Origin of the sequence: Actinacidiphila sp. bgisy160 (genome assembly GCF_965342435.1) — a bacterium.
Lineage (GTDB): Bacteria > Actinomycetota > Actinomycetes > Streptomycetales > Streptomycetaceae > Actinacidiphila.
The window spans coordinates 1-21,646 of the sequence record NZ_CBDRCM010000014.1 but is presented as its reverse complement, the minus strand read 5'-3'; the positions used below and the strand labels follow the sequence as shown (position 1 = coordinate 21,646).

The window sequence follows — 21,646 nt, the reverse complement described above, 5'->3', positions numbered from 1 at the left end:
GCCGCGTCGTCGGGGGCGGTCGCGGGGAGGGCCGAGGGGCCGGTGCGTCATCCGCAAGGTGTGATCTTCGTCGCCTCGTCACATCCAAGGGGTCCACACTGTCATGCCCGCGGGGTGGGATACCTCCGTCACCTGCAAAAACGCCGCCCCCGGCGGCCGGGAATCCTTTGGGGTCCGCCACGGTTGACGCGATCGCAGAAGGAAGATGATCACAGTGAACGAAGAAGCAACCGCAAGCGCGGAACCATTGCGGCGACTGGCCGCCGAGGGAGTCTCGGTCTGGCTCGACGACCTGTCACGCAGACGCATCGCCTCCGGTGACCTGACCGAACTGGTCGCCGCGGGGCGTGTGGTGGGCGTCACCACGAATCCGTCCATCTTCCGGGCCGCCATCGGCTCGGGGGAGGACTACCGGGAACAACTCGCGGACCTGGCCGCGCGTGATGTCACCCCGGACGAGGCCGTCCGCATGATGACCGCCGCCGACGTCCGAGCCGCGGCCGACGTCCTGCGGCCGGTGTACGAGGCGACCGGTGGCCGCGACGGCCGGGTGTCGATCGAGGTCGACCCCCGCCTCGCCCACCGCACGGAGGCGACCGTCGCCGAGGCCCGTCAGCTCGCCTGGCTCGTCGACCGCCCCAACGTGATGATCAAGATTCCGGCGACCTCGGAGGGCCTGCCGGCCATCACGGAGGTCACCGGCCTCGGGATCAGCGTGAACGTGACGCTGATCTTCTCCCTGGACCGCTACCGCGAGGTCATGGAGGCCTACGTGTCCGGCCTGGAGAGGGCCCGCGCGGCGGGGATCGACCTGTCCACCGTGCACTCCGTCGCCTCGTTCTTCGTCTCCCGCGTCGACACGGAGGTCGACCGGCGGCTGACGGAACTGGGCACGGACGAGGCGGCGGCCCTGAAGGGCCGGGCGGCGCTCGCCAACGCCCGGCTGGCGTACCGGGCGCAGCGGGAGTTCTTCACCGGCGACCGCTGGGCCGCGCTCGCCGCGGCGGGCGCTCACGAGCAGCGGCCTCTGTGGGCCTCCACCGGGGTGAAGGACCCGGCGTACCGGGACACCCGATACGTCGAGGAACTCGTCGCGCCGGGGACGGTCACCACCGTGCCCGAGGCGACGCTCGACGCCGTCGCCGACCACGGCCGCCTCGACGGTGACACCGTCACCGGCCGCCACGACCGGTCCCGCGCCGACCTGACGGCCCTGGAACGGCTGGGGATCTCCTACGACGAGGTCGTCCGGCGGCTGGAGGACGAGGGCGTGGCGAAGTTCGAGGCGGCCTGGGCCGAGTTGCTGCAGGCCATCGGAACCGCACTGAACGGCAAGGGAGCCGACGCGCGATGAGCAAGGACCTGACCACATCCGACACCCCGTGGTCCAACCCCCTGCGCGACCCGTCCGACCGGCGGCTGCCGCGCATCGCGGGCCCGTCCGGCCTGGTGATCTTCGGTGTCACGGGCGACCTGTCCCGCAAGAAGCTGATGCCCGCCGTGTACGACCTGGCCAACCGCGGACTGCTCCCGCCGGGCTTCTCGCTCGTCGGCTTCGCCCGCCGCGACTGGGCCGACCAGGACTTCGCCCAGGTCGTCCACGACTCGGTGCGCGAGTACGCCCGCACGCCGTTCCGCGAGGAGGTCTGGCAGCAGCTCGCCGAGGGCATGCGCTTCATCCCCGGCGACTTCGACGACGACGTCGCGTTCAAGCAACTGGCCGTCACCGTCGACGAGCTGGACGCCGCCCGGGGAACCAGCGGCAACTACGCGTTCTACCTGTCGGTGCCGCCCAAGTTCTTCCCCAAGGTCGTCCGGCAGCTGAAGAAGCACGGGCTCGCCGACGCCCCCGAGGGCTCCTGGCGGCGGGCCGTCATCGAGAAGCCCTTCGGCCACGACCTGGCCAGCGCCCGTGAACTGAACGCGCTCGTCCACGAGGTGTTCGCCCCGGAGCAGGTCTTCCGGATCGACCACTACCTGGGCAAGGAGACGGTCCAGAACATCCTGGCGCTGCGCTTCGCGAACACGATGTTCGAGCCGCTGTGGAACCGCTCCTACGTGGACCACGTGCAGATCACGATGGCCGAGGACATCGGCATCGGCGGCCGCGCGGGCTACTACGACGGGATCGGCGCCGCACGCGACGTCATCCAGAACCACCTGCTGCAGCTGCTCGCGCTGACCGCGATGGAGGAGCCCGCCTCCTTCGACGCCGAATCCCTCCTCACCGAGAAGCTGAACGTGCTGCGCGCGGTACGGCTCCCCCGCGACCTCGGCGCCCACACGGTGCGCGGCCAGTACGCGCACGGCTGGCAGGGCGGCCAGGAGGTGTCCGGCTACCTGGAGGAGGACGGCATCGACCCCGAGTCCAGGACCGACACCTACGCAGCGATCAAGCTGGAGATAGACAACCGCCGCTGGGCGGGCGTCCCCTTCTACCTCCGGGCCGGCAAGCGCCTGGGCCGCCGCGTCACCGAGATCGCGGTCGTCTTCCAGCGCGCCCCGCACTCCCCGTTCGACCCGGAGGCCACGCAGGAACTCGGCCAGAACGCGATCGTCATCCGCGTCCAGCCCGACGAGGGCATCACGGTGCGCTTCGGCTCGAAGGTGCCGGGGACGTCGATGGAGATCCGGGACGTGACGATGGACTTCGCCTACGGCGAGTCCTTCACCGAGTCCAGCCCGGAGGCGTACGAGCGGCTCATCCTCGACGTGCTGCTCGGCGACGCCAACCTCTTCCCCCGCCACCAGGAGGTCGAGGAGTCCTGGAAGATCCTCGACCCGATCGAGCGGTACTGGGACACGCACGCACGGCCCGCGCAGTACACCGCGGGCAGTTGGGGCCCCGCGGAGGCCGACGAGATGCTCGCACGAGACGGACGGAGCTGGCGCAGGCCATGAGGATCGACCTGACAGACACCACGGCAAGCCACATCAACAAGGCCCTGGTGCAGGGCCGCCGCGCCATCGGCTCCCCCGCCGTCGGCATGGTCCTGACCATGGTCATCGTGACCGACGAGGAGAACGCCCACGACGCCCTGAAGGCGGCGGAGCAGGCGGCGCAGGAGCACCCCTCGCGCACGCTCGTCGTCATCAAGCGGCCGTCGCGCACCACCCGCCGGCGCACTACCTCCCGCGTCGACGCCGAGGTCCGCGTCGGCTCGGACGCCGGATCCGGAGAGGCGGTGCTGCTGCGGCTGTTCGGCGAAGCGGCCGAGCACGCCGACTCCGTGGTCCTGCCGCTGCTGCTCCCCGACGCCCCCGTCGTGGTGTGGTGGCCCGCGGACGCGCCCGACGTGCCGGCGAAGGACCCGCTGGGCGCGCTCGCCCAGCGCCGCATCACCGACGCGTACGCCGTCGACCGCCCGCTGGAGCGACTGGCGACCCGGGCCGGCTCGTACGCGCCGGGCGACACCGACCTCGCGTGGACCCGGCTGACGCCGTGGCGGTCCATGCTCGCCGCCGCGCTCGACCAGGCCCGGGCCAGGGTCACCTCCGCGGTCGTGGAGAGCGAGGCCGACAACCCCAGTGCGGAGCTGCTGGCCCGCTGGTTCGCCGACCGGCTGCGCGTGCCCGTCGAACGGGTCGTCACCGACGGACCCGTCGTGACCGCGGTCCGGCTGCGCACCCCGGAAGGCGACATCCTCATCGACCGCCCCGAGGGTGCCGTGGCCCGGCTGTCCATCCCCGGACAGCCCACCCGTGTCCTCGCACTGAAGGTCCGCACCACCGCGGAGCTCATCGCGGAGGAGCTCCGCCGTCTCGACCCCGACGAGGCCTATGCCGCCGCGCTCCGGGCCGAGGTCAAGGCGCCCCGCGCCAAGGCCGTCCCGGCGAAGGCCCCCACCGCGAAGGCCCCCACCGCGAAGGCCCCCACCGCGAAGGCCGCCGCCGCGAAGGCCCGCTCCGCGAAGGCCGGCCCGGTGCCGCCGCAGCGCGCGCACCAGCACGAGAACCAGGAGAAGGACGATGTCTGACACACCCAAGCCGAGCCACCGCCCGCAGTGGGCCGCACTGGCGGAGCACCGTGCCGTCAACCGGCCGGGGCCGCACCTGCGCGAACTGTTCGCCGCGGACCCCGCACGCGCGCGGCGCTACACGGTGGAGGTCGGCGACCTGCGCATCGACTACTCCAAGAACCTGGTCACGGACGAGACCCTCGCTCTGCTGCGCGAACTGGCGGCCGCCACCGGCGTGTTCGAGCTGCGCGACGCCATGTTCCGCGGCGAGAAGATCAACGTGACCGAGCGCAGGGCCGTCCTCCACACCGCCCTGCGCGCGCCCCGGGACGCGGTCATCGAGGTGGACGGCGAGAACGTCGTGCCTCGGATCCACGCCGTGCTCGACAAGATGTCCGCCTTCGCCGACCGGGTGCGCTCCGGGGAGTGGACCGGCCACACCGGCAAGCGGATCAGGAACGTCGTCAACATCGGCATCGGCGGCTCCGACCTCGGACCCGCCATGGCCTACGAGGCGCTGCGCCCCTACACCGACCGCTCGCTGACGTTCCGCTTCGTCTCCAACGTCGACGGCGCGGACCTCCACGAGGCCCTGCAGGGCCTCGACCCCGCCGAGACGCTGTTCGTCGTCGCGTCCAAGACCTTCACCACCATCGAGACCATCACCAACGCAACGTCGGCGCGCAGCTGGCTGCTGGCCGGGCTCGACGGGGACGAGAAGGCCGTCGCCCGGCACTTCGTCGCCCTGTCCACCAACACCGGCAAGGTCGCGGAGTTCGGCATCGACCCGGACAACATGTTCGAGTTCTGGGACTGGGTGGGCGGCCGCTACTCATACGACTCGGCGATCGGCCTCTCCCTGATGATCGCCATCGGCCCGCGGCGGTTCCGCGAGATGCTCGACGGGTTCCGCACCGTCGACGAGCACTTCCGCACCGCGCCCGCCGAGGCCAACGCCCCGCTCATCCTCGGCCTGCTCGGCGTCTGGTACGGCAACTTCTTCGGCGCCCAGTCGCACGCCGTCCTCCCGTACTCCCACTACCTGTCCAAGTTCACCGCCTACCTGCAGCAACTGGACATGGAGTCCAACGGCAAGTCCGTGGACCGCGAGGGGCAGCGGGTGGAGTGGGAGACCGGCCCGGTCGTGTGGGGCACGCCCGGCACCAACGGGCAGCACGCCTACTACCAGCTGATCCACCAGGGCACGAAGCTGATCCCGGCGGACCTCATCGGCTTCGCCCGGCCGGCCGGCGAACTGAGCGCCGAACTCACCGCCCAGCACGACCTGCTGATGGCCAATCTCTTCGCCCAGGGACAGGCGCTCGCCTTCGGCAAGACGGCCGAGGAAGTCCGCGCCGAGGGCGTGCCCGAGGAGCAGGTCCCGCACCGGACCTTCCGCGGCGACCACCCGACGACCACCGTCCTGGCGACCGAACTGACGCCCTCGGTCCTCGGCCAGCTCATCGCGCTCTACGAGCACAAGGTCTTCGTCCAGGGCGCGCTGTGGAACATCGACTCCTTCGACCAGTGGGGTGTCGAACTCGGCAAGGTCCTCGCCAAGCGCGTCGAACCCGCCCTGACCGGCGACGCAGACGTCCCCGGCCTCGACCCCTCCACCGCCGCCCTCGTGGCCGCGTACCGCTCCCTGCGGGGGAACTGACCCCGGGAACCCCCACGGCGGCGCCACCCGGCCCCGGGCGGGCGCCGCCCGCCGACCACACCCACGACACACAGAAGGAGCACCTGACATGCAACTCGGACTCGTCGGCCTCGGCAAGATGGGCGGCAACATGCGCGAGCGGATCCGCCGCGCGGGCCACACCGTCGTCGGCTACGACCGGGACCCCGAACTGGCCGACGTCGGCAGCCTCACCGAACTGGTCGACAAGCTCGACGCACCGCGCGTGGTCTGGGTCATGGTGCCGGCCGGCGCCGCGACCCAGTCCGTGGTCGATGAGCTCGGCGGCCTCCTCGAGCCGGGCGACATCGTTGTTGACGGCGGCAACTCCCGCTGGACGGACGACGAGAAGCACGCCCAGGAGCTGGCCGCCAAGGGGATCGGCTTCGTCGACGCCGGCGTCTCCGGCGGTGTCTGGGGCCTGGAGAACGGCTACGCCCTCATGGTCGGCGGGCAGGCCGAGCACGTCGAGCGGGTGCGGCCGGTCTTCGACGCCCTCAAGCCCGAGGGCGACTTCGGTTTCGTCCACGCGGGCAAGGTCGGCGCCGGCCACTTCGCCAAGATGGTCCACAACGGCATCGAGTACGCCATGATGCAGGCCTACGCCGAGGGCTGGGAGCTGCTGGAGAAGGTGCACTCGGTCACCGACGTGCGCGAGGTGTTCCGCTCCTGGCAGGAGGGCACCGTCATCCGCTCCTGGCTGCTGGACCTGGCCGTGAACGCCCTCGACGAGGACGAGCACCTCGAGCAGCTCAAGGGCTTCGCGGAGGACTCCGGCGAGGGCCGCTGGACGGTCGAGGCGGCCATCGACAACGCCGTGCCGCTCCCCGCGATCACCGCGTCGCTCTTCGCCCGCTTCGCGTCCCGCCAGGACGACTCCCCGCAGATGAAGATGATCGCCGCCCTCCGCAACCAGTTCGGCGGCCACGCCGTCACCTCCGCGGACACCGCCCGCTAGCCACCGCAGTGACCCGCGCCGGCCGGTCCGGCCGGCGCGGGCACCACCGCACTGCCCCCACCACCACCGCAAAGACACCTCACCACCGCACCGCACACACCACCCCCTCCTCCATTGCCGAAAGTGGATGAACGATCATGGGTGACCTGCTCCTGCTCCGCCACGGCGAAACCGCGTGGACCCTGTCCCGGCAGCACACCAGCCACACCGACCTCCCCCTGACCCCGCACGGCGAGGACGAGGCCGCCCGCGTCGCCGCCGTGCTGCGCGGCCACGACATCGCCCTCGCCCTGAGCAGCCCGCTGCGCCGCGCCGTGCGCACGGCCGAGCTGGCCGGGGTGAGCGGCCCCGAGATCGACCCGGACCTGAGCGAATGGGACTACGGGGGCTACGAGGGCGTCACCACCGCGGAGATCCACCGCACCCGCCCGACGTGGAACCTGTGGACCGACGGCGTGGCCACCGGCCCGGCGGACCATCCCGGCGAGAGCCCCGAGGACGTCGGCCGCCGGGCCGACCGCGTGCTCGCGCGCGTCGAGCCGCTGCTGCGCGACCCGGCCGTGGGCGACGTCCTGCTTGTCGCCCACGGCCACATCCTGCGCGTCCTCACCGCCCGCCGTCTCGGTCTGCCGCCCTCCGCCGGTTCGCTGTTCGCCCTGGACACCGGCACCGTCAGCCGCCTCGGCACCGAGCACGGCCGCCCCGTCATCAAGGCCTGGAACACCACGGGTGCCCCGGCGTCCGGCGCCGTCTCCCTGTCCGGCGCCGTTCCCCGGCCAAGGCGCCCCGTCAGGAACTCCTGAGCACGACGAGTTGCCGGGTCGCGCGGGTCATCGCGACGTAGCGGTCGACCGCTCCCTCCACACCCTCGCCGAACGCCTCCGGGTCGACGAGGACGACCAGGTCGAACTCCAGCCCCTTGGACAGCTCCGGGGTCAGGGACCGCACGCGGGGCGTCGCGCGGAACGACGGATGGCCGATGACACAGGCGACGCCGTCGTCGTGCGACGCGAGCCAGGTGCCGAGGACCGTGTCGAGATCCGTGACCCGTCCGTGCACGACGGGCACACCGCCGCTGCGGACGGAGGCGGGCACATTGGCGTCCGGCAGCACGGCCCGGATGACCGGCTCGGCTTCCGCCATGACCTCCCGCGGCGTCCGGTAGTTGATGCCCAGCGAGGCCACGGTCACCCGGTCGAGGCCCACCCGCCGCAGCCGCTCCTGCCACGACTCCGCGAACCCGTGCCGTGCCTGTGCCCGGTCCCCGACGACGGTGAAGCTGCGGGACGGGCAGCGCAGCAGCAGCATCTGCCACTGCGCGTCGGTCAGTTCCTGGGCCTCGTCCACCACGATGTGGGCGAACGGTCCCGCCAGGGGTTCCGGGTCGTCGCCGGGCAGAGCGGTGTCGTCGACCAGGCTGTCCCGCAGGTCCTGTCCGAGCAGCATCGTCACCGCGCCCTCGCCGTCGTCGTCGGCCGCCAGCACGTTGTCGATGACGTCGGCCATGCGTGCGCGCTCGGCCGCGACGGCGGCCTCACGCCGGTGCTCGCGGCGCGCCGCGAGCGGATCGCCGAGCCGCTGCCGTGCCGCGTCCAGGATCGGCAGGTCGGACACCGTCCATGCCTGCGGGTCCGCCCGCTGCAGCCTGCGGACGTCCTCGGGGGCGAGCCACGGAGCACACAGCCGCAGGTAGGCGGGGACCGACCACAGGTCCCCGACGAGGTCGGCCGCGTCGATCAACGGCCATGCGCGGTTGAGGGTCGTGACCAGTTCCCCGTCGTGCAGCAACGACCTGCGGAACATCTCCGGCGGGACGTCCTCGTCACCGAGCCTGTCCAGGAGGACGGCGGTCAGCTCCTCCCAGATCAGGTCGCGCGCCTCGTTGTGCGGGGTGGCCGGCCCCGGCGCGTCGAAGGCCTCGGCCCAGTCGTCGGCGGTCAGCCGGACGTCGCCCCAGTCGGTCGACACCGTCATCCCCGCCGACGGCGGCTCCTCGTAGAACCTGACGGCCTTCTCCACGGCCCGCACCATGTCCGCCGACGACTTCAGGCGGGCCACGTCCGGGTCGGTCTCGGCCGTCGCCGTGGCCCCCTCGGCGACCAGGTCCCGCAGGGTGCAGGTCCGCACACCCTCCTCGCCGAGGCTCGGGAGGACATCGGCGACATAGGCCAGGTAGGGCTGGTGCGGGCCGACGAACAGCACGCCGCCCCGGCGACGACCGAGGCGCGGGTCGGAGTAGAGGAGGTAGGCGGAGCGGTGCAGGGCGACGACGGTCTTCCCCGTCCCCGGACCCCCGTCGACGACGAGGGCGCCCCGTGACCCCGCCCGGATCACGGCGTCCTGGTCGGCCTGGATGGTGGCGAGCACGTCCCGCATCCGGGGCGACCGGCTACCGCCCAGGCTCGCGATGAACGCCGACTGGTCGTCGAGCGCGGCGCGCCCCTCGAGTCCGTCGGCGGTGAACACCTCGTCCCAGTAGTCGCTGACCCGGCCGCCGCTCCAGCGGTACCTGCGGCGGCTCACCAGCCCCATCGGGTCGGCGTGGGTCGCCGCGAAGAACGGCTCGGCGGCGGGGGAGCGCCAGTCGATCAGCAGCCGGCGCCCCGCGCTGTCGGTGAGGCCGAGCCGCCCGATGTACACCGGCTCGGGGTCGTCGGCGCGCACGATGTGCCCGAGGCACAGGTCCAGGCCGAAGCGGCGCAGCGCGCGCAGCCGGGCGGTCAGCCGGTGGATCTCCGCGTCCCGGTCCATCGCCTGACGGCCCACGCCGCCGGGCGCCCTGCGCTCGGCGGCGAGGCGTTCTGACAGCTCGGCGATGGCCCGGTCGAGGCTCTCCGCGATGGCGGCGAAGTGCCGCTCGTCGCCTGCGACGAGCGCCGGGGCGGCCTTGGCGGCGAGCCGGGCGGGAAGGGCGAACGCGCCGGTGGTCAGGGGCTCCACGTCAGCGGCTCCGATCCGCGGCCGCTCCCGCGCTGCTCGACCCGTCGACGAACAAATGACAACACACGTATCAGAACTTCCAATTCCCCAGGTTCCGGCTCAGGTCAGCGATTCTGCGGTACGAGGGGGGCCTTGCCGCAAGGCCCCCTGTGCGCTATATGTTGAGAGTGGCAAGGGAAGGGTTTCCTCCCTTGCCTTCGTCGTTTTCCGCGGCGGACGAGCCCACCGCCCTTGCGGCTGCCCTACGGTGAAGTCCGTGAAGGTCCTCATCGTCGGCGGCAGCGGTTTCCTGGGCAGGGAACTCGTACGACAGGCCGTGGCCGCGGGTCTCTGGACGGCGGCGACGTACCGCTCCCGCCATCCCGGCGGGGTTCCCGGTATCCCGTGGCACCACCTCGACCTCCGTGCCCCCGGGCACCTCGGCACGGTGCTGGCCGAGGCCGCCCCCGACGCCGTCGTCAACGTCACCAGCGGCTACAGCGACTGGGAGGTCACCGCCGACGGCTCGGTCCGCGTGGCGATGGCCGCGGCGGAACACGGCTGCCGCCTGGTCCACGTCTCCAGCGACGCCGTCTTCTCCGGGGCCCGGGTCCGCTACGACGAGTCCTGCCGTCCCGACCCCGTCACCCCGTACGGCGCGGCGAAGGCCGCCGCCGAGACCGCGGTGCGGCTCCTGGTGCCCGCCGCCGTGGTCGCGCGCACCTCCTTGATCATCGGCGACGGCGGGTCCGTGCACGAGCGCCTGGTCCACGACCTGGCGGCCGGAGTGCGCGACGGCGTCCTGTTCACCGGCGAAGTCCGCTGCCCGGTGCACGTCGGGGACCTCGCCTCCGCCCTGTGGGAACTCGCGGTGTCCGACGCGTCCGGGATGTTCCACCTCGCCGGGACGGACGCCCTCAGCCGCCACCGACTCGGCGCGCTCATCGCCCGCCGCGACGGCCTCGACGCCACCGCGCTGCCCGCCGGGCGCCGTGCCGGCGGCCCCGTACCCGGGGCCCTCGACGTCCGCCTCGACAGCAGTGCCACCCAAAGGCTCATACGGACCCGCCTGCGCGGGGCCCGGGAGTTCCTCGCCTCCCGGTAGGGCGGCGGCCTGACGGCCCGTCGGAGGGAACCGGGAGGCGGGCGGGCCGTGTCGCGGGGACACCGGCCGCCCGGGGGCCAAGCTGGTGTGCGGTGATCCCGGCACAGGAAAGAGCGCGCCATGGAGGGCATCGCCGACTTGGGGGGCACGCCAGGATGGGGCGAACGACCCGCCGGCACCGAGCACTTGACCGAGGAGGAACTCGTGCCGCTGGTGACCCGGGACGCAGGGGTCGGCGTGGCGAAGGTGGCGGCGCCGTGACCGCTCCCCTGGACGTCGACGGGCCGGCCGCCCCGCCCCGCTCCAACGGCGAGCTGGTCTTCGCCGAGCCGTGGGAGAGCCGCGCCTTCGGCTTGGCCGCCGGCCTCCACGAGTCCGGTGCCTTCGGCCGGCCGCGGTTCCAGTCCGCGCTCATCGCCCGGATCCGGGCCTGGGAGAAGGGTCCCGCGGCGGACGACCCCTGGGACCACCACCGGCTCTGGCCGGCCGCCCTGGAGGACGTGCTCACCGAACGGGACGTGCTGGGTGCGGACGAGGTCACCGCGCGCGCCCCGGACCCTGGCCGGACGCCCCGTGGGCCCCACGACCACGAACACACACATCCACACCGACCGCGGGGCCACCGGTCCAGGCAGGCGCCGTCAGGCCTCCGTGGGGATGGGCAGATCCAGCGAGACGGTCTTGCCGCGGCCGTTGGGCGAGGTGTTCCACTGCCCGGCCAGGGCCTCCACGATGAGCAGGCCCCGGCCGTGCTCGGCCTCGGCGTTCTCCTCCTCGTCCAGGGCGAGCGGCGAGGGGACGGGCGGATTGCCGCAGGAGTCCCGTACCTCCAGCCGCACGCGGTCGTCGAAGGCCCGCAGCCGGACGTCGACATCGCTGCCCGCGTGGATGAGGGCGTTCGTCACGACCTCGGACGCGATCAGCTGCAGGGCGTCCGACATGCCCGCCAGCGACCACGAGCGCAGTTGCTCGTCGACGAACGCCCGGGTCGCCTTGACCCCGTGCAGATCGCGGCGCTGCACGTGCAGGCTCGCCGTCCGTGGCGCCCCCTTGCCCACGGCGCCCTCGTACCTGGCCAGGAGCAGCACCGCGTCGTCGCGGCGCCACCTGGGGCCGGAGACCTGGGCGACCAGGCGGTCGGCGAGTCGCTCCAGGTCGGTCCCGGCCTGCCGGCCGCCCTTGTGGAGCAGGTCCTGAGCGCACGTGCCGGGATCGCGGGTGGCGGAGTCCGTCAGACCGTTGGAGTACAGCATCAGCACGGACCCCGGCGACAGCGTGTGCTCCCAACTCCGGTAGGGGTGCCCGGCGGTGACGCCCAGCGGGAGGTTCGGTGGGGCTTCGAGGACGTCGACGCTCCCGTCGGGCCGCCGTACGATCGGCGCCGGGTGCCCGGCCAGGGCCACCTCGGCCGTTCCGTCGCCGGTGTCCAGGGCGACCACGCAGCACGTCACGAGCTGCTCGGTGCCGAGTTCGGCGAGCAGCCGGTCCGTCCGGTCGATCACCACGGCCGGGCAGTGACCCTCGGTGGCGTACGAGATCAGCGCGGTGCGCGCCTGGCCCATGACGGCGGCGCTGTCCAGGTCGTGGCCCTCCACGTCACCGACGACCAGCACCATCCTGTCGTCCGCCACTTTGATCACGTCGTACCAGTCGCCGCCCACCTGCACCGTGGTCACGGCGGGCCGGTAGCGCGCGGTGGTCGCCAGCCCCGGTACCTCGGCGAGGGCGGACGGCAGGAGCCTGCGCTGCAGGTGTTCGGCGACCTCGCGTTGTCTGGCATCCAGTTCGACGCGTTCGACCGTCGCCCCCAGCATCCCGGCCATCATGCCGAGCACCGTCCGCTCCTCGGGCGGGAACTCGCGGGGCCCGGCGAACTCCAGGCAGCACACGCCGACGACGTGTGTGTTCCGCGCGGGTGCCTCAGCGACGAGCCTGCTCCCGATGGCGAGCGGCAGATAGGCCGCGGCCCGCGGCCCGGCATCCTCCCATTCGGAGCCCTCGTCCCGCGGTGGCCCGCCGGACAGGAACAGCGCGTGCCCGCCGACCGCCTCCGCCGCCGGGGTTCGCGCACCGAGTCGGGCGCCGTGGAGGGTGCGGACCATGGCGGAGGAGGGCCCGCTGTGCCCAAGGACCCACAGCCGGCCCGCACTCACCGAGGCGAGCACCAGGACGCGGGCACCGAGGGGGGTCATGATGGAGTCACGTGCCGCCGCGATGACGTGGTCCATGGTGGTGGCCTGGTTCAGCCGTTCGGCGAGATGCCGTAGGGGGTACATCAGGCTGGCGCCGGCCGAGCCGGGGACGCCGCGCACTCCCCAGCCCGGGGTGTGGACGCTCGAGTGGAGCACCGGCACGACGGCGGGTGTGGGGCCGGCCCTGACGGTGGTGCCGTGGCGTGCGAGCCCGGCGAGAGCCGCGGCCAGTGTGTCCGCGATCTCCCGCAGCACCTTGTGGTCCGCGGGGCCGTAGTCGCCGTGGCTCTCCAGGCGCAGGACGGTGAGCGCGCCGAAGCGGTGCCCGTCCGCGGTGACCGGGGCCGCCAGGGCCGCGTAGGGATAGGGCAGGGCGTACGTCTGGTCCGCGCCGGCCGGATCGGGATCGGGGAGGACCGCCGTCCTTCCCGTGGCGACGGCACGGGACGAGGCGCGGGGCATGTCGATATCGATCGTGCAGGGCATCGTGAAGCAGGAGGGCGGGCTGCCGGCGATCATCGCCGCGTGCAGTTCGGCATCGTCCCCGTGCAGCAGGTAGACCGCCGCGGACACGGCGTCCATCCGGAACAGGGCCTCACGGACGGCGCCGTGCAGGACCTCCTCGAGATCCGTGGCCTGGATCCGTGCGGGCCCGCCGTCGCGGCGGTGTTCTCCGACCGCGCTGTTGCTCGTCATCGAACGACTCCCTCTTGGCGAGTATAGGTGCGCGGGTGACCGCTCGCTCATGGGCGGGACGCCGCCCCTGCGGGCGCGGGCCCCGGGCCGTGCGGGGCGGGCGCGGTTGCCGCCCGCGAGATAGGAGCATATGCTCGTAATGGTTCAGGGGTGGGCGCGGTCCCGTCGGCACCTCGTACGCCGAGGGCGTCCGTGGCCACACCTGTCACCGGAAACTCAGCCAACCCAGAAGGAGACCGACCGATGGCTGCCGGCAATCTTGTCCTCGTCACCGGGGTCGGCGGCGTGGGCCGTGCCGTCCTCGAACTCCTGCGTGAGCAGGGCGTACCGGTGCGCGCGATGGTCCGCCGCGACGACGAACGGGCGGACGCGCTGCGCGCGCTCGGCGCGGAGGTCGTCACCGGCGATCTCACCCGGCCCGAGACCGTCGCGGCGGCGCTTGAGGGGGCGCGGCGGATGTACTTCGCCATGCCCGTCTCGCCCGACCACCTGCTCGCGGCGACCGTGGTGGCGAGCGTCGCCCGCGAGTACGGACGGCTGGACGCGCTGGTGGGCATGTCGCAGATGACGGTGTCGCAGATGACCGGGACCAGCACGGGGGAGTCCCACCAGCAGCGGCTGCACTGGCTGGCGGAGCAGGTGCTGAACTGGTCGGGTCTGCCGGTGGTGCACATCCGCCCGACGTCCTTCCTGGACAATCCGCTGTTCACCGCGCTGGCGGCACGGTCGATCCGGGAGAGCGGGACGATCGCGCTGCCGTTCGGCGCCGGGCGCACCTCGCCGGTGGCCGTGGAGGACGTCGCCCGGGCGGTCGCCACGGTCCTGCGCGATCCGGCCCCGCACGTCGGCCGGGTCTACGAACTGACCGGCCCGCGCACGGTCGACATGACGGAGATGGCCGAGGAGTTCTCGCGGGCGCTGGGACGTCAGGTGACGTACGTCGACGTGCCCCCGGAACGGTGGCAGGCCGAGGTGCTCGGTCAGGTCGGTCTGCCGCAGCACATCGAGGCCCACATCGCCACGATGGGCCGGCTGCACCGGGAGAACCGTTACGACCGGGCGTCGGACGACGTCGAGCGCGTGACGGGCGTGCCCGCCCGGACCGTCGAGCAGTTCGTCGCCGCCCGCCGGGACTTCTACTTGGGCTGAGCCCTCGCAGGCGGCTTCGGCGTCCCACGGGGGGCGCCGGACGGAGGGGCTCGGCGCGCCTGCCGGGCCCCTCGTTCCGGGTTCCGTTTGATGACGAATCAAGCTACTTGCGCGTACAAGTAGTCGAATCTTCTACTTGTTTGACCGAGCAAGTAGTGCGCGGGGGCTCAGCGCAGGCTGGGGGGATTGCCCGGGTACGAGTGCCGCACCGAGGTGGCGAACCCACCATGAGGATGCGCGCTCCGGGAACGCCGGACCGACAGGACCCATGTCGGGGCCGGCCGGCAGGCCGTCGTGTCTGCCCTGACGCGGGATGCCAGGTGGCCGACAGCTCCGACGGCGTCCGTCCGCGCCGGAAACCCCCCCTCAGGCCGCCGGTCGTCCGCTCGGCGTCGCCGTCCTGAGGCGTGCGGAACGACGCTCCCCGGACCCAGGGGAGCGCGGGCGCGTCCCTCCGAGGCTCCACCTCCCGCACTCGTACCACCCAGAACAGGATGAACACTTACATGCCAACCACCAGCAGGCGGACCGTTCTCGGCATGGCCGGGGTCACCGCCGCGGCCGTCGCCGTGGCCGGTACCGGGGTCCTCGGCTCCACCGGCGTCTTCCAGGGCACCGCGGAGGCGGCCGACGCGCTCAACGGCGTGAACGAGCCCACGTTCACGACGCTGAAGCCGTTCCGCGACCCGCTGCGCGTCCCGCCGAAGCTGCGCCCCAAGAGCCACGGGATCACCGAGATCGACATGGTGGAGTCCCGGGTCCGGCTGCACTCCCAGATGCCGCCGAGCCGGATGTGGACCTACGCCGGCCACTTCCCCGGCCCGACCATCGAGGTCCGCAGCGGGGAGCGCGTCCGCATCGCCTGGAACAACAGGCTCAAGGGCACGACGCCGCTCAAGGCCGTGTGGGTGAACGCCGAGGGCCCCGGCCCCGGCCTGCTGCCCTACAACCGGCCCGGCGCCGAGGGCGCACCCGCCCGCCCCGAGGTCGAGCGGCTCACCGCCTGGACCACCGTTCACGTCCACGGCGGCCACCAGAACGCCCTGAGCGACGGCGCCGCGGAGTTCGGAGTCACCGCCGGGAACGGCCAGTTGGGCGAGTACGCCAACGACCAGGCGGCCACGCACCTCTTCTACCACGACCACGCCATGTCGGTGACCTCGCTCAACGTGCAGTCCGGCCTGGTCGGCAACTACCTGGTGCGCGACGCGGAGGAGGACCGGCTCGGCCTGCCCCGCGGCGAGCACGAGATCCCGCTGACGATCCAGGACGTGAACTTCGACACCGACGCCCAGGGACGGCTCACCGGCCAGGTCCTCGCGAAGCGGATCGTGGGCCCCGGCTCGATGCCGATGCCGGGCACCATCCCGCCCGCCCTGGCGAGCCTGGCCCCGTTCACCATGGTCAACGGCGTGGTGTGGCCGTACCTGGACGTCCAGGCCCGCGCCTACCGCTTCCGGCTGCTGAACGTCTCCGGCGCCCGCGTCTACCGCCTGGTCGTCGTGGACGAGGAGACCGGCAAGGTCGTACACGGCGCCATGAAGCTCATCGGCACCGACATGGGCCTGCTCGGCAAGCCGCAGACCATCGACGAGGCGCTCTCGCTGTCACCCGCGGAACGCGCCGACGTCGTCATCGACTTCGCGGCCTTCCCCGGCAGGAAGCTCAAGCTCGTCAACGCGATCCCGGGCCAGACCCCCGGAGCGGCCCTGCCGGACTTCCTGATCCCCTTCGCCGAGGTCATGCAGTTTTGCGTCGAGAAGCGGCGCCGCGCGCCGCACCCACTTCCGACAACGTTGTCGACGTCGTTCCGCAGGCTCAGCCTCGCCGATGTGCCCAAGGACGCCACCGAGCGCTTCGTCCTGCTGAGCTTCGACACGACCGGCGCCATGCCCCAGATCTGGGAGATGGAGCAGGTCCCGGCCGGCACGGCACCGGGCACCGGCGTCGTCACCGTCGACATGCCGGGCGGTACCGTCACGCTGCGCCGCACGGGCACCATGTTCGAGGACACCACCACCTTCTTCGCCGCCGCCGGCACCTGGGAGAAGTGGCACTTCATCAGCGCCGCCCCCGAGGGCGTGCCCATCTACCACCCCATGCACATCCACCTGATGAACTTCCAGGTCGTCGACCGGCGGACCGTCGACGCCTCCGGCCTGGACTTCGCCACGGCGCAGACCAGGAAGCCCATCACCCTCGGAGCGCCGGTTCCGGTCGCCCCCGAGGAGTCCGGCTGGAAGGACACCATCACCGTCAACGCCAACACCCTCGTCACCGTCGCCGGCCGCCTCGCCGACCAGACCGGCAAGGTGATGTACCACTGCCACCTGCTCGACCACGAGGACGAGGGCATGATGCGGCCCTTCGTCGTCATGCCGTCGCCGGTCCACGACATCCACCGGATGCTGATGGACATGGGCCGGGGCATGGACGCGCACGACATGAAGCACCTGAGGAGCGGCATGAAGATGTAACCCCACCGCTGCCTCTGGATGACCCGGAGCGGTCCCGTCTCGGGCGGGACCGCTCCGGGCGGACCGGGGCTACAGCTCCAGCAGGGCCTGCTCGACGGCCTCGGTGAGCGCGGGGTGGATGTACAGCACGTCCCGGCCGACCTGGTCGGCGGTCTGCCCCAGCGCCATGGCCTGGATCAGAGGCTGGATGAGCGTCGCGGCCTGGGGACCGATGATGTGCGCGCCCAGGATCGTGCGGTCGTGGGGGTTCGCCAGGACCTTCACGAAGCTCGTGGTGTCCTCGAGGGCCCATCCGTAGGCGGTGCCCGCGTAGTCGCGGACGCTGACCAGGCACTCGACGCCGCGGCGACGCGCCTCCTGCTCGGTCAGCCCGACGCTCGCGATCTGCGGACTGGTGAAGACCGCGTGCGGGGCGATCCTGTTGGACAGGGTGTGCGGGTCGTCCGGGTGCAGCAGGTTGTGCCGTACGACCCGGGACTCGGCGTTGGCCATGTGCTTGAGCTGGAAGTGGTTCACGACGTCGCCGAGGGCCCAGACCCCCGGAACCGACGTGCGGTAGCTGCTGTCGGTCACGATGTGACCGTGCTCGTCGAGTTCCAGCCCGCCGGCGGCGGCGTCCAGCCGGTCGCTGTTGGGCCGGCGGCCGGTGCACACCAGCAGCATCTCGGCCTGGACGACGTGGTCGCCGTCGGGGCAGGTCAGGCTCACCTCGACTCCGCCGGAGCGCCGCTCGACGGAGGCGACGGTGGCGCCGAGGAGCAGGTGGTGCCGCCGGGACGCGAGTTCGGTGAAGCGCTGGGACACCTGCTCGTCCTCCGCCATCAGCAGGCGCGGACCCCGCTGGATGATCGTCACGTCCGTCCCGAACGCGCTGAAGACGTGGCCGAACTCGGCCGAGATGAAACCGCCGCCGATGACCACCAGGGAGGCGGGGGCGTCCTCGATCCGCATGATGGTGTCGGAGGTGTGGAAGGGCACGGTGCCCAGTCCGGGGATGTCCGGCACGTCGGGCCGTGAGCCGACCGAGACGACGAAGGTGTCGGCGGTGATCCGCTCCTCGCCCACCTGCAGCACCTTGGGCTCGACGAAGCGCGCCTCGTCGGTGTAGACGTCGATGCCGTTGTCCCGGCGGTAGTCCAGCGCGCTGTCGTGGAGCGGGTCGATCCGGTGGAACACCCGGTCGCGGACGGTCTTCCAGTCCACCGGCTCCACGGTGGCGCGGACGCCGAGCCGCGCCGCGGCCCGCGCGTTCTCCGCCGCGTCGGCGGCCACGACGAACATCTTGCTCGGGATGCAGCCCCGGTTCAGGCAGGTACCGCCGAAGCGGCCCGGCTCGACGATGGCGCGGCGCAGGTGCGCGAACTCGTCCCCGAACAGCATGTTGCCGCTTCCCGCGCCGAGGACCACGAGATCGTAATGCGGCATGTCTGCCCACCTTCCGGTCGGATGTCCGGGCTGCGGCGCATGGCCCTTCCGCGGGACTGCCGCCCGATTTGTGCCTGTTCAGTCCTTCGAAGGTTCATATCACGAGCACAGGTGACCGGGGTCGCACCGCCGGTGCGACACAACCGGAGGGTCAGCCCGCCGTCCCGGTGGCCTGTTCCTTCCTGCGCTGCCGGTAGGCCCGCATGGACGCGCGGGAAGCGCACCTCGGACCGCAGTAACCGGCCGAGCTGTTGCGCGTCCGGTCGAAGAAGCAGAAGTGGCACGGCTCGTGGCGGCACGCCCGCAGCCGGTCCCACAGGCCCGCGTGGGCGAGTTCGGTGACGCTCGCGAGGACGGTCCCGAACAGCCCGGGGACGCCGGTCTGCGTGCTGACCAGGCCGGCCCCCGTGGCGGTGACGACCGAGGCGAGGGGATAGCGGGTCGCGATGCCGCGCAGGTGCTCCTCCGCCCGGGCGAGTGCCTCGGGCGTGGTGTTCTTGTCGCCCGCGTGCGCCAGCAGCACGGTGATCAGGGCGTCGCGCAGTTCGCGTGCGCCGGCCGCGTCGGCCTCGGTGACGAAGGTGATCCCGGCGTCCAGGCCGTGCTCCAGAAGCCATGCGTGCATGGCGCGGGCGTCCGTGAAGCGCTCGGGGAGCTGCCGGGGTCCCGAGGCGTGCGTGTTGAGGAATCGCAGGAGTGCGTCGGCGGCCGCCGGCTGGTTCAGCGGACTGCGCTCGGTCGTGGGTGCGGGCATCGTCCGTGGCCTCCTCTCCCGGTCAGTCTAGATCGCTCCTTGTTAGGTGTGAAATCGCTAAGGTCCTCGTCCGCTTCCCGTGCGGTGAGGTGCATCACGATGGTGAGAAAAGGGACCATCCGGCTTTGCACGTTACGAGCTAATGGCCTACGGTCGTCACCACGAAGACAGGCCGAGCCGCTCTGGACTACGACTCGAAGCCTTCGGCGACCCGGCCGGTGACGGCGTGTGGCGCCGGTGCGGCTCCGCCGTCCTCGTTCATCCCGAAGCGGTGACCCGCCCGTGTGCGGCGCACCGCCGTCAATGAAGAAGGACCCCCCATGAACATGAAGCTGGAACTGGTCGTGCTGCCCGTGTCCGACGTCGACCGGGCCAAGGCGTTCTACGAGGCGGCGGGATTCCGCCTGGATCTGGACAAGGACGTCAGCGAGGGCTGGCGCGCGGTGCACCTCACCCCGCCGGGTTCGGAGTGCTCGGTGATGTTCGGCCGGGGGCTCACCTCCGCCGAGCCGGGCTCCGTCCAGGGTCTGTACCTGATCGTCCCCGACATCGAGGGGGCCCGTGCGGAGCTGGTCGCCCGTGGCGTCGAGGTGAGCGAGGTGTTCCACGACGCCGGCGGGCTGCTCTACCACGGCCATGAGGGCGGAGAGGTCACCCACCGGCTGGAGGGGCAGGCGCGGCTCGCCGGCCTGCACCCGGACCGTGCCTCGTACGGCTCGTTCGCCACCTTCAGCGACCCGGACGGCAACGGCTGGGTGCTCCAGGAGATCCAGCAGCGCTTCCCCGGCCGCTGACACCGCCTTCGACACCGCAGGGCGTACGGGGCCGTGCGGGCACGGCCCCTCCTGCACCCCAATACGAGTATATGCTCGTACATACGCGAAAGGAATTCCCGTGAACATGCCACCCGTGGAGCCGTCCGGGCAGGACGACCCCGGCCGGAGGCCGACGTCGCACCGTGCCCCGCGCGGACTGTCACGACGCGCCTTCGTCGGCGGTGCGGCCGCCTCCGCCGTCACCGTCGCCGGTCTCTCGCTGGCGGGCGGACTGCCGTCGGCCTCCGCCACCCCGCCCCTGCGGACGCCGCGCGGCTTCGGCTCGGTCTCTTCGGCGCCCCGGCTGCCGGCCGGGTTCGCCGACACCTTCAGCAGCCGCTTCGTGCGGGCCGGCGGGCTGCGTCAGCACGTCGTCGTCGGAGGCGACGGGCCGCCGCTGCTGCTGGTGCACGGCTGGCCGCAGAACTGGTACGCCTGGCGCATGCTGATGCCGGAACTGGCCCGGCACCACACCGTCGTCGCCGTCGACCAGCGCGGCATGGGACTGACCGACAACCCCCACGACGGCTACGACACCCGCACCCTGGCGGGCGACCTGGTCGCCCTGATGGACGCCCTGGGCCACGAGCGGTTCGCCGTCGTCGGCCACGACACCGGAATGATCATCAGCTACGCGCTGGCGGCCGACCACCCGGAGCGGGTCGCCCGCGTGGCCCTCGCCGAGGTCCCCGGACCCCCGCGCCAGTCCGCCTCGCCGATCCTGTTCCTGGACGAGCGGGACAACAACAGGCTCTGGCACATCCCGTTCAACCGGGTCGACCACGAGCTGACCGAAAGGCTGGTCAGGGGTCGCGAAGCGGACTTCTACGGCTACGAGTTCGACATCCAGGGCGGGGAGAAGCTGCCCCGGTACGCCCGGGAGTACTACTTCCGCCTCTTCTCCGACCCCGGCACGCTGCGCGGCAGCTTCGGGCTCTACCGCGCGTGGGACGCCACCTCCGCGCAGAACGAGGAGCGCGCGCGGAAGAAGCTGACGATGCCGGTCCTGGCGATCGGCGGGTCCGAGAGCTGGGGCGGCGCCGTCGCGGGCGCGATGGAGCCCCTCGCGGAGGACGTACGGGGCGTGGTGATCCAGGGCGCCGGCCACTGGGTCGCCGAGCAGGCGCCGGAGGAGATGCTGGCGGAACTCGGCACCTTCCTCGCCCCGTACCGCCGTGCCGCCGGTGCGCCGGCCCGTTAACCCGTAACCCCCGGCCGGGCCCGTCCCGGGCGAACCCCACCCACAGACGGGAGGCGCGGTGTTCTCCGACATCGGCCCGCTGGAAGTCCTGACGCTGCTCGTGGTGGCGGTCGTCCTCGTCGGACCCGACAAGCTCCCCGGGCTGGTCTCCGACACCGTGCGTGCCCTGCGCGGGCTCCGTGAGCTCGCGCAGGGCGCCCGGGCGGACCTGCGGGACCAACTCCCGCCCGAGCTGCAGGACCTGGACCTCGCGGACCTCGACCCGCGCGATCCGCCCGCCGGCGGCCGCGGCCGCCGGCCCTTCCAGAGCCGCTCGCC

16 protein-coding genes and 2 pseudogenes are annotated in these 21,646 nt (G+C 72.2%); 14 read left to right on the top strand and 4 right to left on the bottom strand.

Annotated features, from left to right (window positions below; translation table 11 throughout):
• Positions 1 to 205: 205 nt before the first annotated feature.
• From tal to ACRWNP_RS14235, 6 genes are all read left to right on the top strand, one after another.
• The gene (gene tal / locus ACRWNP_RS14260) at positions 206 to 1,354 is read left to right on the top strand and encodes a transaldolase (RefSeq protein WP_431961566.1); all 1,149 of its coding nucleotides are present in this window, start codon (positions 206 to 208) and stop codon (positions 1,352 to 1,354) included.
• Positions 1,351 to 2,901: a glucose-6-phosphate dehydrogenase gene (gene zwf / locus ACRWNP_RS14255; RefSeq protein WP_431961565.1), complete on the top strand. Its 1,551-nt coding sequence runs from the start codon at positions 1,351 to 1,353 to the stop codon at positions 2,899 to 2,901. The genes tal and zwf overlap by 4 nt, the downstream gene beginning before the upstream one ends.
• Positions 2,898 to 3,977: a glucose-6-phosphate dehydrogenase assembly protein OpcA gene (opcA, locus tag ACRWNP_RS14250; RefSeq protein ID WP_431961564.1), complete on the top strand. Its 1,080-nt coding sequence runs from the start codon at positions 2,898 to 2,900 to the stop codon at positions 3,975 to 3,977. The genes zwf and opcA overlap by 4 nt, the downstream gene beginning before the upstream one ends.
• Complete coding sequence (gene pgi / locus ACRWNP_RS14245; RefSeq protein ID WP_431961563.1) at positions 3,970 to 5,619, top strand: glucose-6-phosphate isomerase; 1,650 nt, start codon at positions 3,970 to 3,972, stop codon at positions 5,617 to 5,619. Before opcA ends, pgi begins: the two co-directional genes overlap by 8 nt.
• An 88-nt stretch (positions 5,620 to 5,707) precedes the next feature.
• Complete coding sequence (gnd, locus tag ACRWNP_RS14240; protein ID WP_431961562.1) at positions 5,708 to 6,595, top strand: phosphogluconate dehydrogenase (NAD(+)-dependent, decarboxylating); 888 nt, start codon at positions 5,708 to 5,710, stop codon at positions 6,593 to 6,595.
• 137 nt (positions 6,596 to 6,732) lie between these two features.
• Positions 6,733 to 7,398, top strand: coding sequence for a histidine phosphatase family protein (locus ACRWNP_RS14235; RefSeq protein WP_431961561.1), 666 nt, complete (start codon positions 6,733 to 6,735; stop codon positions 7,396 to 7,398).
• Here ACRWNP_RS14235 and helR read toward each other — a convergent pair.
• Positions 7,385 to 9,535 (bottom strand): RNA polymerase recycling motor ATPase HelR, encoded by a 2,151-nt coding sequence (gene helR, locus ACRWNP_RS14230; protein WP_431961560.1) that lies wholly within the window; start codon positions 9,533 to 9,535, stop codon positions 7,385 to 7,387. The genes ACRWNP_RS14235 and helR overlap by 14 nt on opposite strands.
• A 256-nt stretch (positions 9,536 to 9,791) precedes the next feature.
• Here helR and ACRWNP_RS14225 point away from each other — a divergent pair, with 256 nt between their 5' ends.
• The 3 genes and pseudogenes from ACRWNP_RS14225 to ACRWNP_RS14215 all read left to right on the top strand — a co-directional run.
• Positions 9,792 to 10,619: an SDR family oxidoreductase gene (locus tag ACRWNP_RS14225; protein WP_431961559.1), complete on the top strand. Its 828-nt coding sequence runs from the start codon at positions 9,792 to 9,794 to the stop codon at positions 10,617 to 10,619.
• A 120-nt stretch (positions 10,620 to 10,739) separates the two neighbouring features.
• A complete protein-coding gene (locus ACRWNP_RS14220; protein WP_431961558.1) occupies positions 10,740 to 10,880 on the top strand; it encodes a hypothetical protein in 141 nt (46 codons plus the stop codon).
• Positions 10,877 to 11,146, top strand: a pseudogene (locus ACRWNP_RS14215) (nitrile hydratase accessory protein); the annotation flags it as partial. The gene ACRWNP_RS14220 and the pseudogene ACRWNP_RS14215, both read left to right, overlap by 4 nt.
• A gap of 114 nt (positions 11,147 to 11,260) precedes the next feature.
• Here ACRWNP_RS14215 and ACRWNP_RS14210 read toward each other — a convergent pair.
• Positions 11,261 to 13,507, bottom strand: a complete 2,247-nt coding sequence (locus ACRWNP_RS14210) for a SpoIIE family protein phosphatase (protein ID WP_431961557.1) — start codon at positions 13,505 to 13,507, stop codon at positions 11,261 to 11,263.
• A gap of 243 nt (positions 13,508 to 13,750) precedes the next feature.
• On the opposite strand from ACRWNP_RS14210, the gene ACRWNP_RS14205 reads away from it, so the two are divergent.
• Positions 13,751 to 14,656, top strand: coding sequence for an NAD(P)H-binding protein (locus ACRWNP_RS14205; protein WP_431961556.1), 906 nt, complete (start codon positions 13,751 to 13,753; stop codon positions 14,654 to 14,656).
• A 506-nt stretch (positions 14,657 to 15,162) separates the two neighbouring features.
• Complete coding sequence (locus ACRWNP_RS14200) at positions 15,163 to 17,133, top strand: multicopper oxidase family protein (protein WP_431961555.1); 1,971 nt, start codon at positions 15,163 to 15,165, stop codon at positions 17,131 to 17,133.
• Positions 17,134 to 17,202: 69 nt separating this feature from the next.
• On the opposite strand, the gene ACRWNP_RS14195 is transcribed toward ACRWNP_RS14200, so the two are convergent.
• Both ACRWNP_RS14195 and ACRWNP_RS14190 read right to left on the bottom strand, forming a co-directional pair.
• Positions 17,203 to 18,558: a mycothione reductase gene (locus tag ACRWNP_RS14195; RefSeq protein WP_431961554.1), complete on the bottom strand. Its 1,356-nt coding sequence runs from the start codon at positions 18,556 to 18,558 to the stop codon at positions 17,203 to 17,205.
• Positions 18,559 to 18,709: 151 nt separating this feature from the next.
• Positions 18,710 to 19,312, bottom strand: a complete 603-nt coding sequence (locus ACRWNP_RS14190) for a CGNR zinc finger domain-containing protein (protein ID WP_431961553.1) — start codon at positions 19,310 to 19,312, stop codon at positions 18,710 to 18,712.
• Between the two features lie 320 nt (positions 19,313 to 19,632).
• Here ACRWNP_RS14190 and ACRWNP_RS14185 point away from each other — a divergent pair, with 320 nt between their 5' ends.
• The 3 genes and pseudogenes from ACRWNP_RS14185 to ACRWNP_RS14175 form a co-directional block, all read left to right on the top strand.
• Entirely contained in the window at positions 19,633 to 20,106 is a 474-nt protein-coding gene (locus ACRWNP_RS14185; RefSeq protein ID WP_431961552.1) for a VOC family protein, read from the top strand.
• Between the two features lie 106 nt (positions 20,107 to 20,212).
• Positions 20,213 to 21,328: an alpha/beta fold hydrolase gene (locus ACRWNP_RS14180; protein ID WP_431961663.1), complete on the top strand. Its 1,116-nt coding sequence runs from the start codon at positions 20,213 to 20,215 to the stop codon at positions 21,326 to 21,328.
• Between the two features lie 58 nt (positions 21,329 to 21,386).
• Positions 21,387 to 21,646 (top strand): annotated as a pseudogene (locus ACRWNP_RS14175) (hypothetical protein); the annotation flags it as partial.